This window comes from Pontibacillus yanchengensis (genome assembly GCF_009856295.1).
In the GTDB taxonomy this organism is placed as follows: Bacteria; Bacillota; Bacilli; order Bacillales; family BH030062; genus Pontibacillus; species Pontibacillus yanchengensis_A.
On record NZ_WMEU01000004.1, the window covers coordinates 404,741 to 427,216 of the forward strand.

Consider the following 22,476-nt stretch of genomic DNA (forward strand, 5'->3'; position numbering starts at 1 on the left):
TCAATGTGTACATTTTTACACAACATGGAACCCTAAGTTTCCGCGAGGGTGCAAAGCGTATGGGTTTAAAGCCAAGGAAATCCCATCAGATTACGTGTTGAAGGTCTCAGGATCCCCTTGCTTTCACTTTGAATCAAAACAGAAACCAACTTCACCAAAACCGACTAGTCTCTCTACATTTGATGTGAAAAGGTAAACGATTATGCAAGCCTATGGCTGAGTTTACGCCAAGTCTTGAAGGAAAGAGTGGTCCATAATTGAATCAGCTGGCCATAGAAGCATAAGGAAATGAACGTTCCAATAAATACTGGACCTCCAAGCAATAGCGCAGAGCTAGTTGCTACAAACGATATGGAGGTTTGAGCGAAGCGGATACTTTTGTGAAACCGCTCGCTAATCGCCAAGAATAGATCATCGCGTGGTGCATTTGGGTAACCTACAGTCATATATGTTGCGACACCAAAGCTAGTTAATCCAAGACCGATTACAAACAGAACGACTTTCTCGATAAACAGCTGACCGTCCATGGTGAAAGAATGAAACACAATCTCTAACCAAAAATCAAAAAGAACTGCCTCTAATACTAAAGGAAGAATGGGCGAGAGAGACGGCTTACGCTTAAATAGCAGCGCATTAACAAAGATTAAGATAAATTGGGTGAAGCCATACCAGAATCCGATGGTAAGGCCGAATTGATGTTCAAGTCCAGCAAAAAAAGCTGTCCAAGTCCCAGTTCCTATATTGGCTTTGACCATCAATGCCGCACCAATAAAACAAATATTCATTCCGACCAGATAAGCAATAGATTTTACATAAAGCATTTTTTCACCAACCATTACAATAAAATTTTCAAAGGGATGAGCATCATTGAATTTAGAATCATTAAACTATTTCATAGAAGTGTGTAAACAAAATAGCCTGACAAAGGCAGCTGAATCCCTCTTTATCTCCCAGCCAGCATTGAGCAAGCAAATGAAGTCGCTGGAGGAACAATTTGGTTATGCGCTATTTCATCGCACACATCAAGGTATTGAATTAACAGAAAAGGGTCAAAAGCTGTATGATGATCTGGAGCCCCATTTCGCAGCCATTGCGCACAAAGTGGAACAAAATCAATTAAATCAACAGATACGATTTGGATCCATCCCCTCTATTAGTACCTATTTGTTACCTAAATACTTAGATCAATTAAAGAAGTTATCCGTTGAAGTGACTGTCGTTAAAGATTACAGCAAAGACTTGCTTCCTCTTCTCAAGAAGCAGAAAATTGATGCAGCTATTTTGCCAGATCCCCCTGACGTAGAGGAGCTATATTCCCGCTTTCTATTTCATGATGAGATCTATGTTGCTGTATCTACCTCTCATCCATTAGCGGAAAAGGAAAGCATTACGATAGAGGAATGCTTTCAATATCCTCAGCTACTCACACCATCATCAACACTTCTATATCAACAGGTCTTTCAACTGATAAAAGAAGCGGAGCAATCGCCTATCATTAAAGAGATGAATTACTATGAGATGCTAGGCTATGCATATTTAGGAGATGGTGTGGCCTATATACCAGGGTTGTTAGCAGAAAATACGTCTCATATAGGAGTAGTGTTCTTAAAGCTAAAACATGCTCCATTAAGTAGGAAGATGTTTTTATATGGTGCTACAAAAGAAATAGTAGACAGACTTTACTGGGTATTCCTACCTCCTGAATAAGTTGTATGAATCTATCTTATATCGTTTGAACAAAATAGAAGAAATACTGTTTTTTTATGAGGGCATAACGACTGGTTATATCCCTGTTTTTTACGTAGTAAAAGACAATTGTTATATAATTGAAATTTCAGAATTCATCTATCCTTTAGTGCGATTGTGTGCTATAGTGATGTGTATTTGATACGTAAGGAGGTTATCTAAGATGGCAAGAGAAAAATGGGCATCGAAGCTAGGCTTCATGCTGGCCGCCATGGGATCAGCAGTAGGTCTAGGGAATATATGGCGCTTCTCTTACGTAGCCGGTGAAAATGGTGGAGGAGCGTTTTTACTTCTGTACCTTGGCTTCGTATTTCTAATCGGAATTCCGGTACTGCTTTCGGAGTTTAGTATAGGTAGACAAGGACAAGGAGATGTAGTTGGTTCCTATCAAAATTTAGCACCAAAAAAACCGTGGTATTTAGCGGGTTATATGGGAATTGCAAGTGCCTTTTTAATATTATCCTTTTATAGTGTTGTTGCAGGTTGGTCTTTATATTATTTATGGAATTATATCAACGGCACATTCTGGGTCCTTCCAGATGCAGGGTACGGGGCTACATTCCAATCATTAATTTCAAATAACTACACACCACTATTTTGGCATGCATTATTTATGGTGTTTACGATTCTAGTCGTCCTTACTGGTGTAAGGCAGGGAATCGAAAAAGCCAATAAAATCTTTATGCCAGCTCTAGCGGTCATGATGATTGGTTTAGCGATATACAGTGTGTCATTAGACGGCGCTATGGAAGGGCTAAAGTTTCTTTTCCAACCAGATTGGAGCAGTTTAACAGACCCTTCAGTGTATTTAGGGGCGTTAGGACAGGCTTTCTTCTCCCTTAGTATAGGGATGGGTGGCATGATGACTTATGGAAGCTATTTATCCAAAAAAGAATCCCTACCATCTGCTACGGTTGGCATTGGAATTATGGATACTGTATTTGCAATTATTTCAGGTATTGTCATTTTTCCTGCTGTATATGCATTCGGTATCTCACCAAGCTCAGGTCCAAGCCTTGTATTTATCACGTTGCCAGGTATATTCGCAGAAATGCCGTTTGGCAACGTCGTTGGCTTTACGTTCTTCTTACTCTTATCGATTGCATCGTTATCATCAGCAATCTCAATATTAGAAGTACCTGTGGCCTATTTCACTCGTAAATTTAATTGGTCTCGAACCTTCAGTAGCGGCCTCGTTGGAAGTATCATGTTCGTATTAGGAATCTTTGTATCCCTAGGTATGGGCGTTTGGTCTGGAGTAACCTTAATTGGCGAGAATAATATAATGGATTCGATGGACTATGTCGCATCTAATATTTTCTTACCACTTGGAGGCTTAGTGATTGCTATATTTGTAGGCTGGCAATGGAAGAAGGATGAAGCTTTTCAGGCAAGTGATATGTCAACGTCCAAGCTTCGATTTGTATGGTATGGTTTGATTAAATTTATCGCACCATTATTAATCATTATTATCTTCCTTCAATCGGTTGGCTTGCTTGGTTGGTAGACGATGAACTGCGCGTAACAAGGAGCGACTTTTAGAATATTAGAGCGAGATTCGAAATTAGGAGCAACTTTCGAGATATAGGAAGCGACTGCAATCGTGATTCGAATTACAGTAAGCACTGGCCACCTTATTGAGGTGAACCAGTGCTTTTCTTATCTCTGAAATATCATTACATGAAGAAAAGCAAGCATATCAGGCGTTTGCGGTAGGAATCTGATATACTAGAAAAAAGTACATAGGGGATTGGTATGGTGGTCAAAAAGCGCTTAATCCTTATATTTCTGTTATCTACCTTATTAATACTAATAGGTTCGATAGGGTATATGATTCTAGAGGACCTGGATTTTTTTGATAGTTTATGGCTTACGGTTGTCTCGGTTCTTACGGTTGGATATGGTGATGCTGTTCCTTCGACACTTGGAGGTAAACTATTTACTCTTGCCTTGATTCCAATAGCGATAGGAATCGTTACCTATACTTTAGGGATTACTGCCGCAACCATTATTGAAGGCACATTTTCAAAGGAAGCAAGGATGAGGAAAATGGAAAAGAAGCTCTCTAGATTAGAAAATCATTTTATTTTATGTGGGTTTGGTAGAGTGGGGGAGCAGGTTTATGAACAACTACTAAAGCACAATCATACAGTAGTCATTATTGATCGGGATGAAGAAGTAGGGAGTAGACTCGGAGATCAAGTGTTGCTGCTAAATGGCGATGCTACAGATGATGAGACGCTTGAGAAGGCAGGAGTTGAGAAAGCTGCTGGACTCGTTACGACACTACCAAACGATGCCGATAATGTCTTTGTAACCTTAACGGTAAAAGGGTTGAATGATAAACTTCAAGTCGTGGCGCGTGCGGAGAAACAAGCAAGTGAGGAAAAATTAAAACGAGCTGGAGCGGATCGTGTAATCAACCCATCTCATTTAGGTGGAAGACGTATGGCGTTGTCTATTTTAAAGCCAGTTAGTATAGAATATATAGATACTATTTTACATGCGGGTCATGAGGATTATAATGTAGAGGAGATTGAGGTATCCAGTAGCTCCGCCTGGCATAAAAAAAGTATCAAAGACCTTAATATTCGAGCGATTTATGGGATTACGGTGGTTGGTATAAAACGAGGCGAGCAATTCATACGAAATCCTGCTCCTGATGAATCTATCCACACAGGTGATGTACTTATCGTATTCGGTGAACAATCAAGATTAGACCTATTTGAAAAGCAAGCGTAAGGAGGAAAACATCATGTCTGTTTCATACGATCAAATTTTACAAAAAATGATGAAGGAGCTTCAGGAGGCCAACCTTTTGAAGCAACATCCAGAGAAGGTACAAGAGCATGTCCGAGCTGTAAAGTTATTAGCAGACTTAATCGTAGATGATGATGGGGCATCCATGCAAACCATGCAGCAACCATCTACATCATCTCAGCAAATAGCACCAACACAGTCTCAACCTACAGCTTCTCCATCACCACAACCGGCTCCAAAGAGCGAACCTTCCATTGATCATGAAGAAGCAAATGGAGACTCATTATTTGATTTCTAAGTAGCAATAGATAGAAAGGGGAGTTAGAATATGAAATTATTTTTAATCCTAGCCGTTGTAAACGGGTTTATTTCCGTTGCACTTGGAGCGTTTGGTGCCCATGGGCTAGAAGGTAAAGTATCAGAGAAAATGTTAAAAACATGGGAAAAAGCAGTCGATTACCAAATGTTCCATACGATGGCACTGTTTATTGTAGGATTGCTTATGAGTAAAATAACAGGCAATCTTGGCGCTGCAGGCTGGGCTTTTTTAGTGGGCATTATCCTGTTCTCCGGTAGCTTATACATTTATAGCGTAACAAGCATCAAGACCTTTGCGATGATTACACCACTTGGCGGTGTATCATTCTTAATCGGCTGGGTTTTACTTGGCTATGCCATTGTGAAGTATCTCTAAAAATACAGGATTGTAGCGAATACCACAATGAGCAGAGCACGAATGACTTGTTGGGCGAACGGAAGCATTTCGTGTCTGGAGTAGTGCGCTAAGCCTTCAAAAATTAGACTTAATGCTAGGGAATAAAATACAAATAATAAAAAGAATACAAAACTCGTTTTTATTAAAAACATAATACCAAACAAGAATGCTACACCTAGCATAACAAACTGAAGCTGCACAAATTTTTGAGAAGGATGCTGCAAGGACATGCACTCCTTTCTAATCCGTTGATAATAGAAGAGTAGGAGTATCCATCAAGGATACTCCTTTTTTATCGTCTAGGAAACTACAAACGGGTTAAGTTTGTGGATAACATTAATAAAGTAATGTGGCCACATCCAGCGCCCAGCGACTAGTATGCTTCCCTCACCTCCGTACGATAAGTTAACATCGAATCGCTATCGCTCTTCGTGTTGCCTTTATCTCCTACGGCTCAGTCCAGCATATACGTCGCTAACCGGGCGCTTGCGCTTTTGTTCTATCCAGCTCCAGCGCCCAGCGACTAGTATGCTTCCCTCACCTCCGTACGATAAGTTAACATCGAATCGCTATCGCTCTTCGTGTTGCCTTTATCTCCTACGGCTCAGTCCACCATATACGTCGCTAACCGGGCGCTTGCGCTTTTGTTCTATAAATACATGCTTTTCTCCGTGGAGTGGAAGAAAAGCTATTACTCTACATCAGCAAAACATTAGGGATAAAGGATTAAATCATGAACATGTGCTGAACATTTATATTTATGATTGAAAAGATAAAATATGAGTGATTTTCTGATTAAAGGAATCGGAAAATCTACAAAGAATTATAAAAAACGGTTGCCATTATCGCTGGTTATTACCTGTGTTCCCACCGTATGGGTAAGCGTAGTTAATTTCCTCAGGGAAGGTGATGTAGTCAAGATAAACCATCAGTAACAGGTAACGTATCCCCGTTTCAGGATCACTTAGAATGATATGATCTCTTCCTGCGGCTTCAATAATGCCTTTAAAAACTTTAGCATTCCAATTCTCATTATTTTCAAAGGTCATATAAACGGTTGCTTGCTTCCCTTTATTCAAACGAAGAATATTTTCAATATAGGATTCTTCTTCTGGTAGCATTCCAGGAAAATTAGTGTAGCCAGGACTTTGTGTTTGTGGGAATGGAGGAACTTGATATTGTCCCTGTTGCTGACCTTTTGGCTGTTGCATTTGCTGTGGCATCTGTTGTTGGCCCGCCATTTGACTTTGATAAGGGTACATCATAGGCTGCCCCCCTTGACCTTGTTGACCATATTGCCCATAGCTATAAGGGTTATTCCCTTGACCGTATGAGCCTCCTTGATGTGTAGGTGTCATTCTCCAATGCACTCCTTTCAGATGTTAAAACGCTTTAGGGCATTCAGAACGTAATATGGGTTGTAGAAACAGTGAGATTTGTAACGGCCAAGATTGGATTGCCCAAACCATTCGGCAGGACAATCACCTTCTGGTCTGAAGAACCATAGTGAATTGCTAGCTGGGTGATACTATCCTGAATGGTTTTCTTCGCCTAACGTTTGTCTTTTTCTCGAGCTCGTTGATAGAAGTAACCTTTCTGGATCGCCTCAAATCCTCCAGGGCTTTGATAGATTATTTCATCAAGACGATTGATGCCTTTTAAATCGAGGCAGTTTACGTGCATGCGATTTATGCCAGTGTTACCTACCATCAGCATCCCAAGTTTCCCATCACCTTCAGCTCGCATAAGCCTAGCCAGCAACTTCAAATCACTTTGATTATAAGGAACGACGGCCATAGGTTCACCCCTTTTTAACCTGACATCAGCATATGCCCTAAAAGGAGGATTCGTTCCTTACCACTACTCACAATCCTCTTAGAACCATGTGTATGTACCAAAATGCTGATTATGAACAAAAATATAAGCTGTTGGGAGGATGGGAGAGGCTTTGTTGGGGTGTGATTTGATTATAGGGAGGAAAAGAGCGGATAGTGAGGGGAAACTCACGCATATCCAGAGAAACTCCTGATCTTTTTTTAATCCTAGAGCAAACTTCGACCTTTCATTGTAAAAATCAAGGGAGAGCTCAACTAAAACTGTAGTTATGCCTACAAATTCTATAGAGTAGTTTAAAGTGTTTCTGCGCAAAATAGATGTAAATCTAATATTGGAGGTAGCGGAAGTATGACACTACAAAACGAACATGAAATCCGCGAAATTATGGAAGCATACGGCAAGATGCAAAATGCTGTACAACAAGCTCAAAATAGTGGGGACTCACAGCAAATTCAGGAAACGCAACAACAATTACAAGAGTTGCAGGCAAAGGTGCAAAAAGCTCAAGGCAAAGCTACAAAATCAAATGATCAATCCAATGTGAAATTGTTTGATGCTCAACAACGTTTAGAACAATATGAGCAACAAATGACGCGGGCACAATCGAATATTTCTGCCCAACGAAACACGATCGAATAAAAATAACGTTTCACCTATACATCAACAAAAAGAAGGCACCCACATGCCGGGCACACTAAAAAACGTCTAGGGTCAACATAACCCTAGACGTTTTATGAATTTATTACTTGTAGTTTGTAGCTGTTGGTCTCCCTCAGCCTACACGTGTAAAAACTGTGGAAGCTGTTCTGGCTTCAATAGGTTACCTACATAGAAAGAACCGAAATCGCCATAACGAGCACTTACTTCGTCAAAGCGCATTTCATAAACAAGTTTTTTGAATTGAAGTGGATCGTGTGCGAATAGCGTTACGCCCCATTCCCAATCGTCAAAACCAACGGAACCGGTGATAATCTGGCGGACTTTACCTGCATACTTACGGCCAATCATACCATGGGAATACATAAGTTTGCTTCGTTCTTCCATTGGTAGCATGTACCAGTTGTCTTCACCGTCACGGCGCTTGTCCATAGGATAGAAGCAGATATAATCCCACTTAGGTAGAATTGGCTTAAGGCGAGCTTGGATTTCAGGATCATTGTCCACGTCCTTACCTTTCGCCATATACGTAGATAGTTCTACGATGGAAACGTAAGAATAGCTTTTAGTCGTAAATTCAGCTAACTTTGTTTTGTTAAATTCATTCTCAATTTCGTTTAATTCTTCTAATGTTGGTCGAAGAATCATCATAATAAAGTCAGCTTTTTGGCCAACCACAGTGTATAAGGAATGGCTACCTTCTTTCTTATCCTCTGTATCCTTCCACTTATCTAGAAGTTGATTGAATTCATGTATAGCTGTTTCTCGTTCATCACTAGAAGCTTTCTTCCAGGATGTCCAGTCCATTGTGCGTAAATCATGAAGGCAATACCAGCCTTCCATTGTAGTAGCTGCTTCTGGCATTATGATTCGCTCCTTTACATTGTGAAAATCGAATGTTTCTTAAAGAAAGTATTAGTTGTTGACTTTTACATGTCTAGCTCCAGCGCCCAGCGACTAGCAAACTTCCTGCACCTCCTTACGATAAGTCAACATCGAACGCTTGCGCTCTTCGTGTTTCCTTTATCTCATACGGAGCCGTCCAGTTTGTACGTCACTAGACGGGCGCTTGCGCTTTTGAAGTGTCTAGCTACAGCGCCCAGCGACTAGCAAACTTCCTGCACCTCCTTACGATAAGTCAACATCGAATCGCTAATGTTTTCGTGTTGCTTTTATCTCCTAAAACTTAAAGGAAGTTCGATTAAGATCGCTACGTCACGTAGCAACATCGAACCAACCGACGTCCTGTCGGCAGGCTAACCCGGGCGCTTGCGCTTTCTTATTTGCAACTGAGTCAACTATAACATAAGTTTTAACCAATTAGGAAACGCTTAGAAAAGGGTGGAAGCGGGAACAACGGTATAGGAAAGCATCTAGTAGAGAGTGTTTTACAATCGTGTGAAAATAAAGACATTTTTGTATAGGCATGTCTTGACTTTCATTTGAACACAAAACGATTTATCATATATAACAGATACACTGATGGAGGGATAAAATATGAGCAATCTATTTGATTCTTTACGCGATAAATTAAGCGGTTCTAACAAGCGAGTCGTGCTTCCGGAAGGCTTAGACGAACGAATCTTAGAAGCAGCTGCTAAGTTAGCAGAGGAAGGTTATATCACACCTGTATTAATTGGAAATGAAGATGAAGTGAAACAGAAGGCTTCCGATTTAAACGTAGATGTTAGCGGTGCAGATATTCTTGACCCTCACAATTATGAAGAATTTGATACCATGGTACAAAGCTTTGTAGAACGTCGTAACGGCAAAGCGACAGAGGAAAAAGCACGCGAAATTCTATTGGATGGAAACTACTTTGGGACGATGCTTGTCTATATGGGGAAAGCAGACGGCCTTGTAAGTGGTGCAGCGCATTCTACTGCTGACACCGTACGTCCAGCTCTACAAATCATTAAAACGAAGCCAGGCATCAAGAAGACATCTGGTATCTTCATCATGGTTCGAGACGATGAAAAATATGCATTTGCTGACTGTGCCATCAACATTTCTCCAGACAGCCAGGACCTTGCAGAAATTGCATTAGCCAGTGCAGAAACAGCGGAACTATTCGACATCGATCCAAGAGTAGCGATGCTAAGCTTCTCTACAAAAGGATCTGCTCAATCACCTGAAACAGAAAAGGTAACCGATGCGATTCAAATTGCCAAAGAACAAAAACCAAGCCTTACCCTTGATGGTGAGTTCCAATTTGACGCAGCATTCGTTCCATCTGTTGCAGAGAAAAAAGCACCGAACTCTGAATTAAGCGGTGACGCCAACGTATTCGTATTCCCAAGCTTAGAAGCAGGAAACATTGGCTACAAAATCGCACAACGAATGGGCGGATTTGACGCCGTAGGCCCTGTTCTTCAAGGTCTAAACGCACCTGTAAACGACCTATCCCGTGGTTGTAGTGCAGATGAAGTGTACAAGCTGTCCATTATCACAGCAGCTCAGTCTTTAAAATAAATGAAATGATAGTAAGAGAGTCCAGACCATTAATGTGGCTGGGCTTTTTTGTTGGATGGGGTGGAAGATAAGCTGGAATTAGATCGGGGATTAAGATATCAAAGTTAGATTTTGGGAATAGGAGCGAGAATCAGAATTTAGGAGCGAGATTACAAAATCAGGAGCGAGTCTACATTTCAAAGCCACCCCCTCAACAATAAAAAAGCACTGGCACCTATTCCAGGTGATCCAGTGCTTTTCCATTTCGTTGCACCATATGTTCGAAACGTTGTTCAAACCATTCCATCTCTTGATTGGATAAAGGGTCTGTTACAATATGACCGCTTAGCTCGTGTAGCTTATACAACATCCGGTTGCGAATGTCTTGAACGGATAGATCCTTCTGAAAAAGTTCCTCTAAGGAAGCCATCGTTTCCGGTTCAATGGTAGGGTAGGCGAAGCGGGTTTCTTCACCTTTTTTGCTTATATCATAAAAATGTCGCAACAATGCTGCACGTTCTTGTCCACTTCCTGTCACGCACAAATAGATTTGAACCGCACTGCCATTTTTCACTCGTCGTTGTGAAATACCGGCAAATTTTTTCCCATCAATACTTAAATCATAGGTACCAGGACAATAGGATCCTGTAATTTCGAACGCTTCAATCGGATAGCCTTCTTCTTGAAATAACAGCTTAATAAATTGCACCATCGCTTCGTAACCATCATGGATATTAACCTCTTTCGCATCCGGAAAAATGAACGAAAGGTTTAACACTCCATCATCTAAAACAACGGCAAGCCCACCTGAATTCCGAACAATGGCTTGGAAGCCTTGTTCTTTTAAATAATCGATTCCTTCATCAATATAAGGAAGTCTTGCATCAGGGATCCCCAACACAATGGTGTTGTGATGGACCCAAAGGCGAGCGGTCGTAGGGGAGTTGCCTTGCCCTACCGACATGGCAAGAGCATCATCCGTCGCAAACGATTGAAGGGCAGAAAAGGTCGGCCCCATTTCACTTTGATCGATAAAACGGTATGTAGAAGGGCGTAGTAAGTTATGTATAGCTTGCATCATCCGTTCTCCTTTACCTCATTGCATTACTATCTATTATATCAAAAACGACAGCCAAACGTCTGGAGGAAATAACATTCACACTTGTCTGGATTTTCATGTCTAAACTTTATGAGTGTATCCAACTCCCTGTCGAACTAATTGTATATGGTGTTAAAAAACGTTCTCTCTATTTCACCTTTAATTTCATATTGACGTTCACTAAAATTAGTTACAAATATTGACAAATACTCGCATAATAGAGGTGGATTATAGTGGGCAAGAAGACCGAATTTAATTTTTATATCGTTATTGGGTATCTTGGGATCGTGTTAATAATGTTACCGGCAGTAAGGTTGTTAGCAAAAGAAGGTTACTTTCCCTTCATGTCAGTAATGGGTTTTATTTGTATTAGTTCTTATTTTACCTTTTTAGAGAAACGGGCAAATGCGGACCGAAGAGTTATTAATATAACCAAAACTATAGTAATACTAGCATTAGGCATTCTATCGATTATTCTTTATTATTAAGTAAAAATGCAAGGTCACATCATGGATGAATTGATTTGATAGGCATAATAGCGGCCAGTACCTCGAATGCCGAAAGCAAGTGAACATCTTGCATATGAATCTGTTTCTTTGTACAATACCATTTAGTCTTATCAAACGAAAAAAAGAGGACATGGGTAAGGAGGGAAGCATAGTGGCTAACGAATTTCGAGTATGTGATGATTGCCAGGCAACTAATATGAAAACGTTGCTTCCTCGCCTAGAACAGATTGACCCTGATGCAGATGTGCAAGTAGGGTGCCAATCCTATTGTGGACCAGGACGGAAGAAATCTTTTACATTTGTGAACAATCGCCCTGTTTCTGCATTGAGCGAAGATGAATTAATAGACAAGATCGATTCCAAATTAAAAAAAGATGCCAAAAAAAGACGATAGTTTAAAAGCCTGTTCTCCCAAGTTTTGGATGTGTTGAGAACGAATGATACAGACGCCTTGCCATAAGTCAAGGTGTTTTTTCACTTTCAAAAGGTTTAAAATTTCTTATAGGATGAAAGTATAATTTTCTGGCGCTTACGTGTCTAGCTCTAGCCCCCCTCGGGGTCTTAAGGCAATATCGCCACGACGAGGCTTTGCTTAAGCCTGTCGGGGATGAGCAAGGCGCGTGCGCTTTTCTTTATATGGTCCATTTTCGACTAAAATAGGGAGAAGGTAATAACATTCTACATGTTTCAGATTTGGAATGTTTCGTATATAATAAGTAAAAGTATATCTCGAAAGAGGAAGGGCATTTATCTATGGCGTATAAAGACGAAAAATTACACGAAGAAAAGGTTTTTAAAGACCCTGTCCATCGCTATATCCATGTTCGTGATCGTGTCATCTGGGATCTAGTTGGTACTCCCGAGTTTCAACGCTTGCGTAGGGTTAGGCAACTAGGAACCTCGTATTTGACGTTCCACGGAGCGGAGCATAGCCGTTTTAACCATTCGCTCGGTGTCTATGAAATTGTGAGACGGATTATCGAGAACTTCGAAAATCGTCCTTATTGGAACCACGAGGAGCGGTTGTTATGCCTAGCTGCTGCACTACTTCATGATTTAGGACATGGTCCGTTTTCCCATTCCTTTGAGAAGGTGTTCAAACTCGACCATGAGGATTATACAAGGGCGATTATACTAGGCGACACGAAAGTAAATGCCATTTTACGTAAAGTAGAGGAGTCCTTCCCTCAAAAAGTTGCCGACGTCATTAATAAAACGTATGAAAATAAGCTGGTCGTAAGCTTAATTTCAAGTCAAATTGATGCGGACCGTATGGATTACTTACAACGAGACGCTTATTTTACAGGTGTTAGTTATGGACACTTTGATATGGAACGCATTCTTCGCGTGATGCGTCCAATGGAAGATCAAGTTGTTGTAAAAGAAAGCGGGATGCATGCTGTAGAAGATTACATCATGAGTCGTTATCAGATGTATTGGCAGGTGTACTTTCACCCTGTAACGAGAAGTGCTGAAGTGATTTTGACGAAGATTCTACATAGAGCGAAAGAGCTGTATGAAAATGATTATACGTTTTTCCTTGAGCCTTATCATTTCACCTCCTTTTTCACAGGAGAAGCTGATTTAGAAGCTTATTTAAAGCTAGATGAAGCTGTTACGCTCTATTATTTTCAAATCTGGAGAGAAGAAGCAGATCCCATCTTAAGTGATTTGTGTGACCGTTTTGTCAATCGTCACCTATTTAAGTATGTGGAATTCAACCCAAATCTTCATATGAATGAATGGATGGAACTTCATCAGCTATTTCAAAAAGCTGGGATTGACCCTGACTATTACTTGGTTGTAGACTCCTCTTCGGACTTACCGTATGATTTTTATCGACCTGGGGAGGATGGAGAGCGTTTGCCAATTCATTTATTGCAACCAAACAATGAGCTGAAAGAACTCTCCAGAAAGTCAGAGATTGTGGAAGCTATATCAGGGAAAAAACGAACGGATCATAAATTATATTTTCCAAAAGACCTAATCGAAGGGTTATCCAATCGAAGTAAGACGAAGAAGCGAATTATGGAAATCTTGTACGGATAGGAGAGGAACCGTTTTGTTGAATGATCACGCCAAATTGGTTAAGTTTTTTTCGCAGTGTGATGAAGTCGTAGGAAGAAAAAGACTCCAGAAAATGATCTATATTTTAAAGAAGGCTGGCTTCCCATTTGAAGAACGCTATCAATTCCACTTTTATGGACCATACTCAGAGGAATTAACACTACGTGTGGAAGAGCTGTGTAACCTTGGATTCCTACAAGAAACGTGGGAAAAGAAAAGCAATTACTCCCAATATCGATACGCCCTGACAGAGGGTGGCGAAGAATTTCTTGAGCACTATCCAAATATGACATTCCCTCGAATGACAGGCCTCATCGAAGGAATGAATGAGAAAAGCTCCCGTTTTCTCGAGCTTGTATCTACGATGATGTACTTTGATGATCTCACAAGAGAAGAAGTCGAAGAAAAAGTACAAGCCGTTAAGAGTAAACAGAACTATACAGAAGAAGAACTCCAAGAAGCATGGAGCTTCATTGACCGCATGCTTCAACAATAGGCCCACTTCATAAAGCATCTCTTGTTTTCTACTGCACCAGAAAGCAAGGGATGCTTTTTTTAATCACTCATCAAAACCTACTGTCCCTCCTTCCGATACCAATTCGTTTCACTTCATAGATAACGAAAAATCACATACAATAAGAAGCATGAATCAGTAGCTTCGGCAGACGTGATGTTAGCCCTTGTAGTATGTTAGAATAAAAAAATAAACGGTGCTATGAAGAAGGAGGAGTATGAAAAGATGTCATCATCTGATCAATCCAATTCCAATAAAAAGAACAACCAGTTTACTATTATTAATGATGATTCCACCGATGGTCATGGCGGTTATGGAGCAGGAACGTTAAGCTTAGAAAATATTTCGCCTGTATTTGTCTGTCCTTCAGCTGGAACAGCAGAAGTAGATATGGGAGCACTCCACGCCCGAAGCCAAGTGGAAAAGCGTGTAAAATTCAAGCCGGACAAAAGTATTGTACCAAACCCAACGTTGTACTGGCTCGTATGGGTTACAGTAGAACATAATGAAAATGGACCTTACTATGCAGGTGTAGCTGGCTGTGAAATGCTCGTTGATAAAGAAAATCGTCGCGGCTATAAATCCATGCCAGAACATGTGAACAATATGGATAAATCAATGAAAGGGAAAGTTGTGGTGGAGCAGATGGACGATGAATCCAAGCGTCTATTAGGGGAATTTCTTCATCAGCACAGCGAAGATATGTGGAACAACTCACCTGATGAATTGAAACAAGCGTTAGAAGTTTAAAGAGAGAAAGCCTTTGCCCATTGTTGCGGGCAAAGGCTTTATTATTGTTGTATAAGAAATGTTGAAATGGTTGCTTGAATTTAAATTACCTAAACTTAACTTCATATTCTCAATAAATTAGAAAAAGGCCGGCACTGTGTGGGTAGCCGGCCTTTTTCTGTGTCCTAGTAAACATGTGAATAAACCATGTGCTTCATATTTTACAAATTTCCAATCAAAACCTCAAGAATTTCGTAATTTATTCAAAAATCAGACACATTTAGATGCTTCCTTATAGGTCTTTTGGCTTGAATGAAGGGACTAAAACATAATATCTAACCAGTTTTTAAGGCCGCTTTTATTCTTTTGCTTATCCACTTCTTCGGGGGTTCTGCGTTCCCCATTTTCATCAATTGGAAGGTGAAGCTCGCAATAACTAGATGGCTCTGTCCCTTCTATGAAATAAGCTAATCGATGATGGGTGCAGTATGGTGTTGCTAATTGTCCGCTATCTGGATCAATGTATACGCCTACAACTCCATCTGTTGGAGTGAATTGAGCATATGGTAGGTCTTTGTGGGTGTTTTCCATGAAATCAGCCCAAATATCTTTTGCATATTGATGTTCCTTTACTTTATCAATTGGTTTGTTTTGGTCATAACCAGTCCAAATCCCAGTTGTCACCTCTGGGCTGAATCCAATCATCCAGCTATCTGTCTGAGTAGTTCCAGATTTACCAGCGAACGGTCGGGATAGTTTATCCGTGATTGATGAACCAGTTACTTTCATATAATCATTTAAGGATTCATCGAACATACCAGTCATCAAGTGAGCCATGACAAACGCATGGTCTTCGTCTATGATTTGTTTTCCGGGATTATGATTTCGTTCATATACGGTATGACCATAGGAATCGGTAATGCGTTGAATCGTATGAGGTGATACTTCTTTACCTCCATTAGCAAATAAACTATAAGCTCCGACCATTTCCTGAACGGAGACAGATGCAGTTCCTAGAGCGAGAGATGGAACAGCTGGCAAGGAGCTTGAGATGCCCATGCGATGAGCCGTTTCTACTAATGTTTCCTCACCTAAAAATACATTCGTTTTAACAGCGTACACATTGTCCGATAACGCAATCGCCTGAGCAAGTGTGATTGGTTCATACGCATAGTATCCATTGTAGTTGCTTGGCTCATATACATTGCCATCTTCTAATTCAAAATAGGTTGGCTTACTCATCAGGGTAGTAGCTGGTGTGTACCCATTTTCTAACGCTGCGTAATAAAGAAACGGTTTGAAGGTAGACCCAGGCATTCGTTTGGCTTGCACGGCCCGATTATAAGAGCTTTTCTCATAATCACGTCCACCCACCATAGCTAAGATATCTCCTGTTTGTGGATCCATGCTCATTGCACCAATTTGCAAATCAGTGCTAGTTGGGATTGTCTCTTCTACTGTTTTTTCAAGTTCTTGTTGTAGGTCTACATCAAGACTTGTAAACACATGATATCCTCCTGAACGGATGGATTCCTCATCTAATTGTAAAAGTTGTTCCGCCTCATTCATCACAACATCCTGAAAATATGGTGCTACTTGTTGCTGGTGCTGTTCCTCCTGAGGAGCAAGCTCTAATGATGCCTGGAGTGCTTCTGTTTTTTGCTGCTCTGTAATATAGTCTGTCTTTTGTAAATTTTCTAGAATAAGGTGCTGACGTCTCTTTGCATTCTCCATGTGAACATAAGGAGAATAGTAAGAGGGACCTTTTGGGATGGCTGCTAATAAAGCAGACTCAGCTAGATTTAGTTCATGAGCATCTTTTTGAAAATAGTACCGACTAGCTGCCTCGATTCCGTAGGCACCGTGGCCATAGTAAATCGTATTTAAATACCCTTCTAGTATCTCATCTTTTTCATAGAACATTTCCAGTCTTACCGCATAAAGGGCTTCTTTTATTTTTCTCGTCCATGTTTTCTCGTGGGAAAGGTAGAGATTACGTGCATATTGCTGGGTGATCGTGCTCGCACCCTGGGCTTTAGACATGGATTGGATATCATGGTAAATAGCTGCTGCAATACGCTTGAGGTCAAAGCCAAAGTGTTCATAAAAGCGCCTGTCCTCGGTTGCTATCGTAGCTTGAATAAACTCAAGGGGCATCTCGTCTAGCTCAATCCAGTAGCGGTTTTCACTACCATGCTCCACACCTATGACCTGGGCATCATGGTCGTAAAAAATAGTATTTTGTTCGTTTTTTAGAGGGGGTGCCCCTAATAGATAACAATAGAGTAATACTCCCGCAATCGTACTTAGGCTTAACCCTGTCACAGAAATCACTCCGATCGTTATCCATCTCCAGGGACCAGTACGCTTGAAGGTAGAGAGTATTCTATCCATACACAATCATCTCCCCTACCCAATCAACGTTCGTTTTTTAATCAGTATGGCTAAAAAACAAGTTTCTAAACCTATGGGTCTAGTGAAGGGGGGGAGATGGAGGGACAGGTTCCTCGTCCCAAGGGTATAGGGTTTCGGAGCGAGAATCGAAATATAGGAGCGACCGGCCCAAGTCCTGACTCTAACTAGAGAGGGAAATACCAATCTCATCCAAAAAAACTTGCTTTTTTTTGGAGATTCTCTATAATTTGATTGTTTGAAAGATTTGAGAGCATGGTATGATAAAACAATAGACTTCACTACATTTCATTACATAGGTTGAATCGTTACAATCATTTACATAATGAGAGGGGCAATGGATATGGAACTTTGGTACACAGAAAAACAAACGGATGGTTTTGGGATTACTGCAAAGGTGAAACAAACCCATCATACAGAACAAACGGATTATCAACGGCTTGATATGCTAGAAACGGAAGAATGGGGCAATATGCTGACGCTAGATGGGATGGTGATGACAACGCAGCGAGATGAATTTGTTTATCACGAAATGGTAGCTCACGTTCCATTATTTACGCACCCTAACCCGAAAGACGTGCTCGTAGTTGGTGGTGGAGATGGTGGTGTGATTCGCGAAATTCTTAAGCATCCAAGTGTTGAGAAAGCGACACTAGTCGAGATTGATGGCAAGGTAATTGAGTACTCCAAACACTATCTCCCTGAAATTGCTGGTGACTTAGACGACCCGCGTGTCGAAGTGAAAGTAGCGGATGGGTTTATTCATATTGCGGAAAGTGAAGCAGCTTATGATGTCATTATGGTTGATTCTACTGAACCTGTAGGGCCAGCTGTGAGTTTATTTTCAAAAGGGTTCTATGCTGGTATCTCAAACGCCCTTAAAGAGGATGGTGTCTTCGTTGCCCAAACCGATAACCCATGGTTTAAAGCAGACCTTATCCGTCAGGTATTCCGTGATGTGAAAGAAATCTTCCCAGTTACACGCCTTTATACGGCGAATATCCCTACCTATCCAAGCGGGCTATGGACATTCACAATTGGAAGTAAGCAACACGACCCATTAGAGGTTAGCGACGAACGTTTTCACGAGATAGATACGAAATATTATACGAAGGAGCTTCATAAAGCTTCTTTTGCATTACCGAAATTCGTTAAAGATTTAACAGAGTAGGGGGGAAAAGCATGCGATTTGATGAAGCATACTCAGGCAAAGTATTTATAATGAGTCGTCCGGAGGTTGAGGATTGTGATGTCGTGATGTATGGTATGCCGATGGATTGGACGGTTAGCTTTCGTCCTGGTTCTCGTTTTGGTCCCAATCGGATTCGGGAGGCATCCCTTGGCCTGGAGGAGTACAGTCCTTACTTAGACAAGCACTTGGAGGAAGTCTCGTACTTTGATGCAGGTGATATCCCTCTCCCATTTGGGAATCCAGCACGTAGTCTTGATATGATTCAGGACTATGTTCAACAAATTCTAGACAAAAATAAATTCCCGCTTGGTTTGGGTGGCGAGCACCTAGTAACATGGCCAGTCCTCAAGGCAATGTATGAAAAATACCCTGATATGGCATTTGTTCATATTGATGCTCATGCCGATTTACGTGAGGAATATGAGGGAGAAGTATTATCTCACTCCACACCTGTTCGTAAAATATGTGAGTTAATCGGTCCTGAAAATGTGTATTCTTTTGGTATTCGCTCAGGGATGAGAGAAGAATTTGAGTACGCAAAAACAAGTGGCATGCATATGGACAAGTATGAAGTGGTAGAGCCGCTAAAAAAAGCACTACCGTCGCTTGAAAACCGAAATGTCTATGTAACGATTGATATCGATGTGTTAGATCCTGCCTTTGCACCTGGAACAGGAACAGCGGAAGCAGGTGGAATTACCTCTAAGGAATTACTAGAGGCTATTCATTTGTTAGGTGAGGCAAACATTCATATTGTAGGTGCCGACCTCGTGGAAGTGGCTCCGGCTTATGATCCAACAGAACAAACGCAAATCACAGCTAGTAAATGTATCCGCGAGATGTTGCTTGGCTGGGTGAAGTAATCGATTACTTCCTGGAGGTGAGGATAACGCCTTTAGGAAGTTTTTTTAAAGATTTCTGGAGCTTACCTGTCTAGCTTCAGCGCCCAGCGAATAGTGTGCTTCCCTCGCCTCTGTACGATAAGTCACCATCGAAGCACTCATGTTTTCGTGTTTCCTTTATCTCCTACGGATTCAGGGAGATTCTAGGGTGAAGGAGGTTCGATTAAAACCGCTGCATCATGCAGCAATATCGAAATGACCTACGTCCTGTAGGCCGCAGCCCCTACGTCGCTAAACGGGCCTGCGCTTTTCTTTAAGTAAAAACATCACTTAATCTGCTTGCTAGTCGACAAGTTTTAGGAACCCATCGACGTGACATGTATACTTGTGTAAACCTGTAAAGTATGGCATATTTCCATTATTCAATTAATTCTGGAAATGATTTGACCTTTATATAATCGCAAAGGATAATGGGAAGGTAGCATTGCCTCAGTCTATCTTACCAGAGCTGTGCTTGGGAATGAAACGTAACGTCATTTATTTCATAAAGATAAAGAGGAGCTCGATTTTTCGAATGATATTATTTGAAAATCGCATCCTATTAATAGAAACTAGCCTTTCATACATATCATGCAACGTTTCAGGGCTAGCATATAGTTTGAAAGGGATGAAAGTAAGAGAATGCATAATGATGAAATACGTAGTGATCTAAATCCTATATGTAACTCGCTATTCTTAAAGGAGAAGCAATTAAAAGCTACATATTCAAACCAAGAAGCCATCCACAACATGAAGGAGTATATTTTACATTCTACAACTCCTTGTGAACTGCGTTATGGTTTAGAGTATCTGTATTTAAATGGATTTTTTCATGAGCTTCCCCAACTTATTGACATCAATCTTGCCTCAAGTTATGCAGTCAATCAACAGTGGGGATGGGTGTATCAACTATTACTAGAGCGTTATCGTGATCAGACTGATCCTAATGTTTTTTTAGCAAAAGTTGCAACCATACATCCTCTTGAAGATCATATGGCGTTTTTAAAAACGTTGATGCATATTTATGGAAACAATGCTCTTCATCGTTACAACGTATTTGGCTTGTATCTCGATGATATACAAGAATACCTCCGAAACATGGACAACAATTTCCTGAAGGATTTATTTCAGTTTCGTGTCGATGAAGTTCTTTTTCACTATCATTGGAAACGAAATGAGTTAGTCATTTCACGTAAGTATGCATTTCGATTAATCAATCACTTTCATAATGATTATAAAGTAGGTCTCATTCACAATGTACTAGCCTATACCTATATATTTGAAAGCTATGAGCAAGCCATGTATCACGCTCAACAAGCTTTGTACTTGTCACAAAACTGTCCATTCAAAGATTTAGAATACCTCGTTACACAAAATACAATCCCCTTTGTTTCCAGTATTCATGAAAAAGCAGAAGGTATCACATCAGAGGATAAGGGGGAAATTGCACACCTTGCTATTGCTAGAGGGGATGTAGAAGAAGCCATTCAATATTTACGTTCTTTCTCTAACCTTTCTCCATTTAAAGAATATTACTTAGGTAAAGCTGAACAAAATATGGATTTATTGCAGCGCTCTTACAATCGTTTTATTCAAGAGCAAAGTGATTATTTCTTTGCTCGACTCCCTTTAAATGAGATGCAGAAAATCAAGCGTAACTGTAAAAATTAGAATTAAATGTTTATTAATGGTAAAATGGTGTTTCTTGAGAATCGGTTTGTGTTGTGGCAAGCTATGTTAACATTAGTAGTATATTCAATGATGAAACTCTCGTCATGATTTTCTATTTTATGCTTTGGGGATGGTTTAATGATTCAACCACAAAATAATAGCTCTACCTTTCAATGGCACCAGTGGACGGAACAAGATGCGCAACATGCGATTGCTCCTTTTTTGCAAGAAGGTTTCGAAGCCTCCCTTCACAACGTTCAACGTATGTTGTCTCTTCAATATGATTCTGAAACCACCGCCCAACTTATGAAAACATTATGTCTTGAAACGAATTCTGACTTGAATCAACGCCATGCGCTAGAATATATGTATATGAACGCTTTCTTCCAAGAACTTTTGGATATGATTGAAAAAAATAAAGTATCCTCAAACCCAACCAACAGGCAGTGGGCCTATATATATGAACTGATCTGGAATCGAATTGCCAAGAAACCAGATCCTAATCTTACGCTACAAAAAATCAAAGAGCTTATACCTTTAGATGAAGGGTCCGAGGTACTTCAAACCTTTCTTATTCAATATAGCTACTTCGATTTATTAGCATATGGGGAGTTTGGAAACTACTATCAACGTTTAGTTGAACAAGTTAGTGGGATTGATTCCCCTTTTCTATCCTACTATTTTCAATTACGGTTAGAGGATTTTCAGTTTTACTATCATTGGAAGCGTAATGAGGTCATTATTGCTAGAAAGTATGCCTTTCGTGCTTTAAATAAAACCATGTCTCCTTTTAAAAAATGCCATCTTCAAATAGCGTTAGCAGAATCTTATTCCATCATTGATTATGACCAGGCAATTTTTCATATGAATGAAGCTTTGAACATAGCAGATTACTATCAATTTGCCATTCGGGATGCGATAAGAACGAGATTTTATCCCTTTATTTCGGCTGTTCATAACAAAACGGAAGGATTGACAACAACAGACCTTCCAGAACAAGCACATCTTGCTGCAGCTCGGGGAGATGTTGGGAAAGTGCAGGAGATCCTTGGGGATTGTGAAGAGCTAACGCCGTTTCAGGAATACTATTTAGGGTTAGCCACCCAAAGCGTTAGATTGCTCACAAACTCATATCGACGGTTAATGAATGAGTATGGCGATTACTATTACGCAATGCTGCCATTCCAGGAACTTCAACGAATCAAAACACATAACACCATTACACTGTAGGTGGTTA

General features: G+C 40.5%; 22 protein-coding genes and 1 pseudogene. 16 read left to right on the forward strand and 7 right to left on the reverse strand.

Going from position 1 to position 22,476, the window contains the following annotated elements; translation table 11 throughout:
- Positions 1-200: 200 nt before the first annotated feature.
- The gene (locus tag GLW08_RS14425) at positions 201-821 is read right to left on the reverse strand and encodes a YczE/YyaS/YitT family protein (protein ID WP_160849338.1); all 621 of its coding nucleotides are present in this window, start codon (positions 819-821) and stop codon (positions 201-203) included.
- 46 nt (positions 822-867) lie between these two features.
- Here GLW08_RS14425 and GLW08_RS14430 point away from each other — a divergent pair, with 46 nt between their 5' ends.
- The 5 genes from GLW08_RS14430 to GLW08_RS14450 all read left to right on the forward strand — a co-directional run bounded on the left by GLW08_RS14430 (position 868) and on the right by GLW08_RS14450 (position 5,200).
- On the forward strand, positions 868-1,707 hold the full coding sequence (locus GLW08_RS14430; RefSeq protein WP_160849339.1) for a LysR family transcriptional regulator: 840 nt from the start codon (positions 868-870) through the stop codon (positions 1,705-1,707).
- Positions 1,708-1,909: 202 nt separating this feature from the next.
- Positions 1,910-3,253, forward strand: coding sequence for a sodium-dependent transporter (locus GLW08_RS14435; RefSeq protein ID WP_160849340.1), 1,344 nt, complete (start codon positions 1,910-1,912; stop codon positions 3,251-3,253).
- Between the two features lie 248 nt (positions 3,254-3,501).
- Positions 3,502-4,488, forward strand: coding sequence for a potassium channel family protein (locus tag GLW08_RS14440; RefSeq protein WP_160849341.1), 987 nt, complete (start codon positions 3,502-3,504; stop codon positions 4,486-4,488).
- A gap of 13 nt (positions 4,489-4,501) precedes the next feature.
- Positions 4,502-4,804: a YwdI family protein gene (locus GLW08_RS14445; protein ID WP_160849342.1), complete on the forward strand. Its 303-nt coding sequence runs from the start codon at positions 4,502-4,504 to the stop codon at positions 4,802-4,804.
- Positions 4,805-4,834: 30 nt separating this feature from the next.
- Positions 4,835-5,200 (forward strand): DUF423 domain-containing protein, encoded by a 366-nt coding sequence (locus tag GLW08_RS14450; RefSeq protein ID WP_160849343.1) that lies wholly within the window; start codon positions 4,835-4,837, stop codon positions 5,198-5,200.
- Here GLW08_RS14450 and GLW08_RS14455 read toward each other — a convergent pair.
- The 3 genes and pseudogenes from GLW08_RS14455 to GLW08_RS14465 form a co-directional block, all read right to left on the reverse strand.
- A complete protein-coding gene (locus GLW08_RS14455; protein ID WP_160849344.1) occupies positions 5,197-5,445 on the reverse strand; it encodes a hypothetical protein in 249 nt (82 codons plus the stop codon). The genes GLW08_RS14450 and GLW08_RS14455 overlap by 4 nt on opposite strands.
- 618 nt (positions 5,446-6,063) lie before the next feature.
- Complete coding sequence (gerQ, locus tag GLW08_RS14460) at positions 6,064-6,579, reverse strand: spore coat protein GerQ (RefSeq protein WP_202406408.1); 516 nt, start codon at positions 6,577-6,579, stop codon at positions 6,064-6,066.
- 24 nt (positions 6,580-6,603) lie between these two features.
- Positions 6,604-7,018: pseudogene (locus GLW08_RS14465) on the reverse strand (cell wall hydrolase).
- Positions 7,019-7,405: 387 nt separating this feature from the next.
- Between GLW08_RS14465 and GLW08_RS14470 the strand changes: the two are divergent.
- Complete coding sequence (locus tag GLW08_RS14470) at positions 7,406-7,696, forward strand: hypothetical protein (RefSeq protein ID WP_160849345.1); 291 nt, start codon at positions 7,406-7,408, stop codon at positions 7,694-7,696.
- A gap of 138 nt (positions 7,697-7,834) precedes the next feature.
- On the opposite strand, the gene hemQ is transcribed toward GLW08_RS14470, so the two are convergent.
- Complete coding sequence (gene hemQ, locus GLW08_RS14475) at positions 7,835-8,578, reverse strand: hydrogen peroxide-dependent heme synthase (RefSeq protein WP_160849346.1); 744 nt, start codon at positions 8,576-8,578, stop codon at positions 7,835-7,837.
- Between the two features lie 633 nt (positions 8,579-9,211).
- Here hemQ and pta point away from each other — a divergent pair.
- On the forward strand, positions 9,212-10,186 hold the full coding sequence (pta, locus tag GLW08_RS14480) for a phosphate acetyltransferase (RefSeq protein ID WP_160849347.1): 975 nt from the start codon (positions 9,212-9,214) through the stop codon (positions 10,184-10,186).
- A gap of 214 nt (positions 10,187-10,400) precedes the next feature.
- On the opposite strand, the gene GLW08_RS14485 is transcribed toward pta, so the two are convergent.
- Positions 10,401-11,243, reverse strand: coding sequence for a lipoate--protein ligase family protein (locus tag GLW08_RS14485; RefSeq protein ID WP_160849430.1), 843 nt, complete (start codon positions 11,241-11,243; stop codon positions 10,401-10,403).
- A gap of 254 nt (positions 11,244-11,497) precedes the next feature.
- Between GLW08_RS14485 and GLW08_RS14490 the strand changes: the two genes are divergently transcribed.
- The 5 genes from GLW08_RS14490 (at position 11,498) to GLW08_RS14510 (ending at position 15,104) form a co-directional block, all read left to right on the forward strand.
- On the forward strand, positions 11,498-11,752 hold the full coding sequence (locus GLW08_RS14490) for a hypothetical protein (protein ID WP_160849348.1): 255 nt from the start codon (positions 11,498-11,500) through the stop codon (positions 11,750-11,752).
- A 172-nt stretch (positions 11,753-11,924) separates the two neighbouring features.
- A complete protein-coding gene (locus GLW08_RS14495; RefSeq protein WP_160849349.1) occupies positions 11,925-12,167 on the forward strand; it encodes a DUF1450 domain-containing protein in 243 nt (80 codons plus the stop codon).
- A 359-nt stretch (positions 12,168-12,526) separates the two neighbouring features.
- Positions 12,527-13,822, forward strand: coding sequence for an HD domain-containing protein (locus GLW08_RS14500; protein WP_160849350.1), 1,296 nt, complete (start codon positions 12,527-12,529; stop codon positions 13,820-13,822).
- 13 nt (positions 13,823-13,835) lie between these two features.
- Positions 13,836-14,336, forward strand: coding sequence for a YwgA family protein (locus GLW08_RS14505; RefSeq protein WP_160849351.1), 501 nt, complete (start codon positions 13,836-13,838; stop codon positions 14,334-14,336).
- Between the two features lie 243 nt (positions 14,337-14,579).
- Positions 14,580-15,104, forward strand: coding sequence for a YwhD family protein (locus GLW08_RS14510; RefSeq protein WP_160849352.1), 525 nt, complete (start codon positions 14,580-14,582; stop codon positions 15,102-15,104).
- 300 nt (positions 15,105-15,404) lie between these two features.
- Here GLW08_RS14510 and GLW08_RS14515 read toward each other — a convergent pair whose 3' ends face one another.
- On the reverse strand, positions 15,405-17,477 hold the full coding sequence (locus GLW08_RS14515) for a transglycosylase domain-containing protein (protein WP_160849353.1): 2,073 nt from the start codon (positions 17,475-17,477) through the stop codon (positions 15,405-15,407).
- 361 nt (positions 17,478-17,838) lie between these two features.
- Between GLW08_RS14515 and speE the strand changes: the two genes are divergently transcribed.
- The 4 genes from speE (at position 17,839) to GLW08_RS14535 (ending at position 22,469) form a co-directional block, all read left to right on the forward strand.
- Complete coding sequence (gene speE / locus GLW08_RS14520; protein ID WP_160849354.1) at positions 17,839-18,666, forward strand: polyamine aminopropyltransferase; 828 nt, start codon at positions 17,839-17,841, stop codon at positions 18,664-18,666.
- An 11-nt stretch (positions 18,667-18,677) separates the two neighbouring features.
- Positions 18,678-19,550: an agmatinase gene (speB, locus tag GLW08_RS14525; RefSeq protein ID WP_160849355.1), complete on the forward strand. Its 873-nt coding sequence runs from the start codon at positions 18,678-18,680 to the stop codon at positions 19,548-19,550.
- 660 nt (positions 19,551-20,210) lie between these two features.
- Positions 20,211-21,239, forward strand: a complete 1,029-nt coding sequence (locus tag GLW08_RS14530) for an AimR family lysis-lysogeny pheromone receptor (RefSeq protein WP_160849356.1) — start codon at positions 20,211-20,213, stop codon at positions 21,237-21,239.
- A gap of 138 nt (positions 21,240-21,377) precedes the next feature.
- Positions 21,378-22,469: an AimR family lysis-lysogeny pheromone receptor gene (locus tag GLW08_RS14535; protein ID WP_160849357.1), complete on the forward strand. Its 1,092-nt coding sequence runs from the start codon at positions 21,378-21,380 to the stop codon at positions 22,467-22,469.
- Positions 22,470-22,476 lie beyond the last annotated feature (7 nt).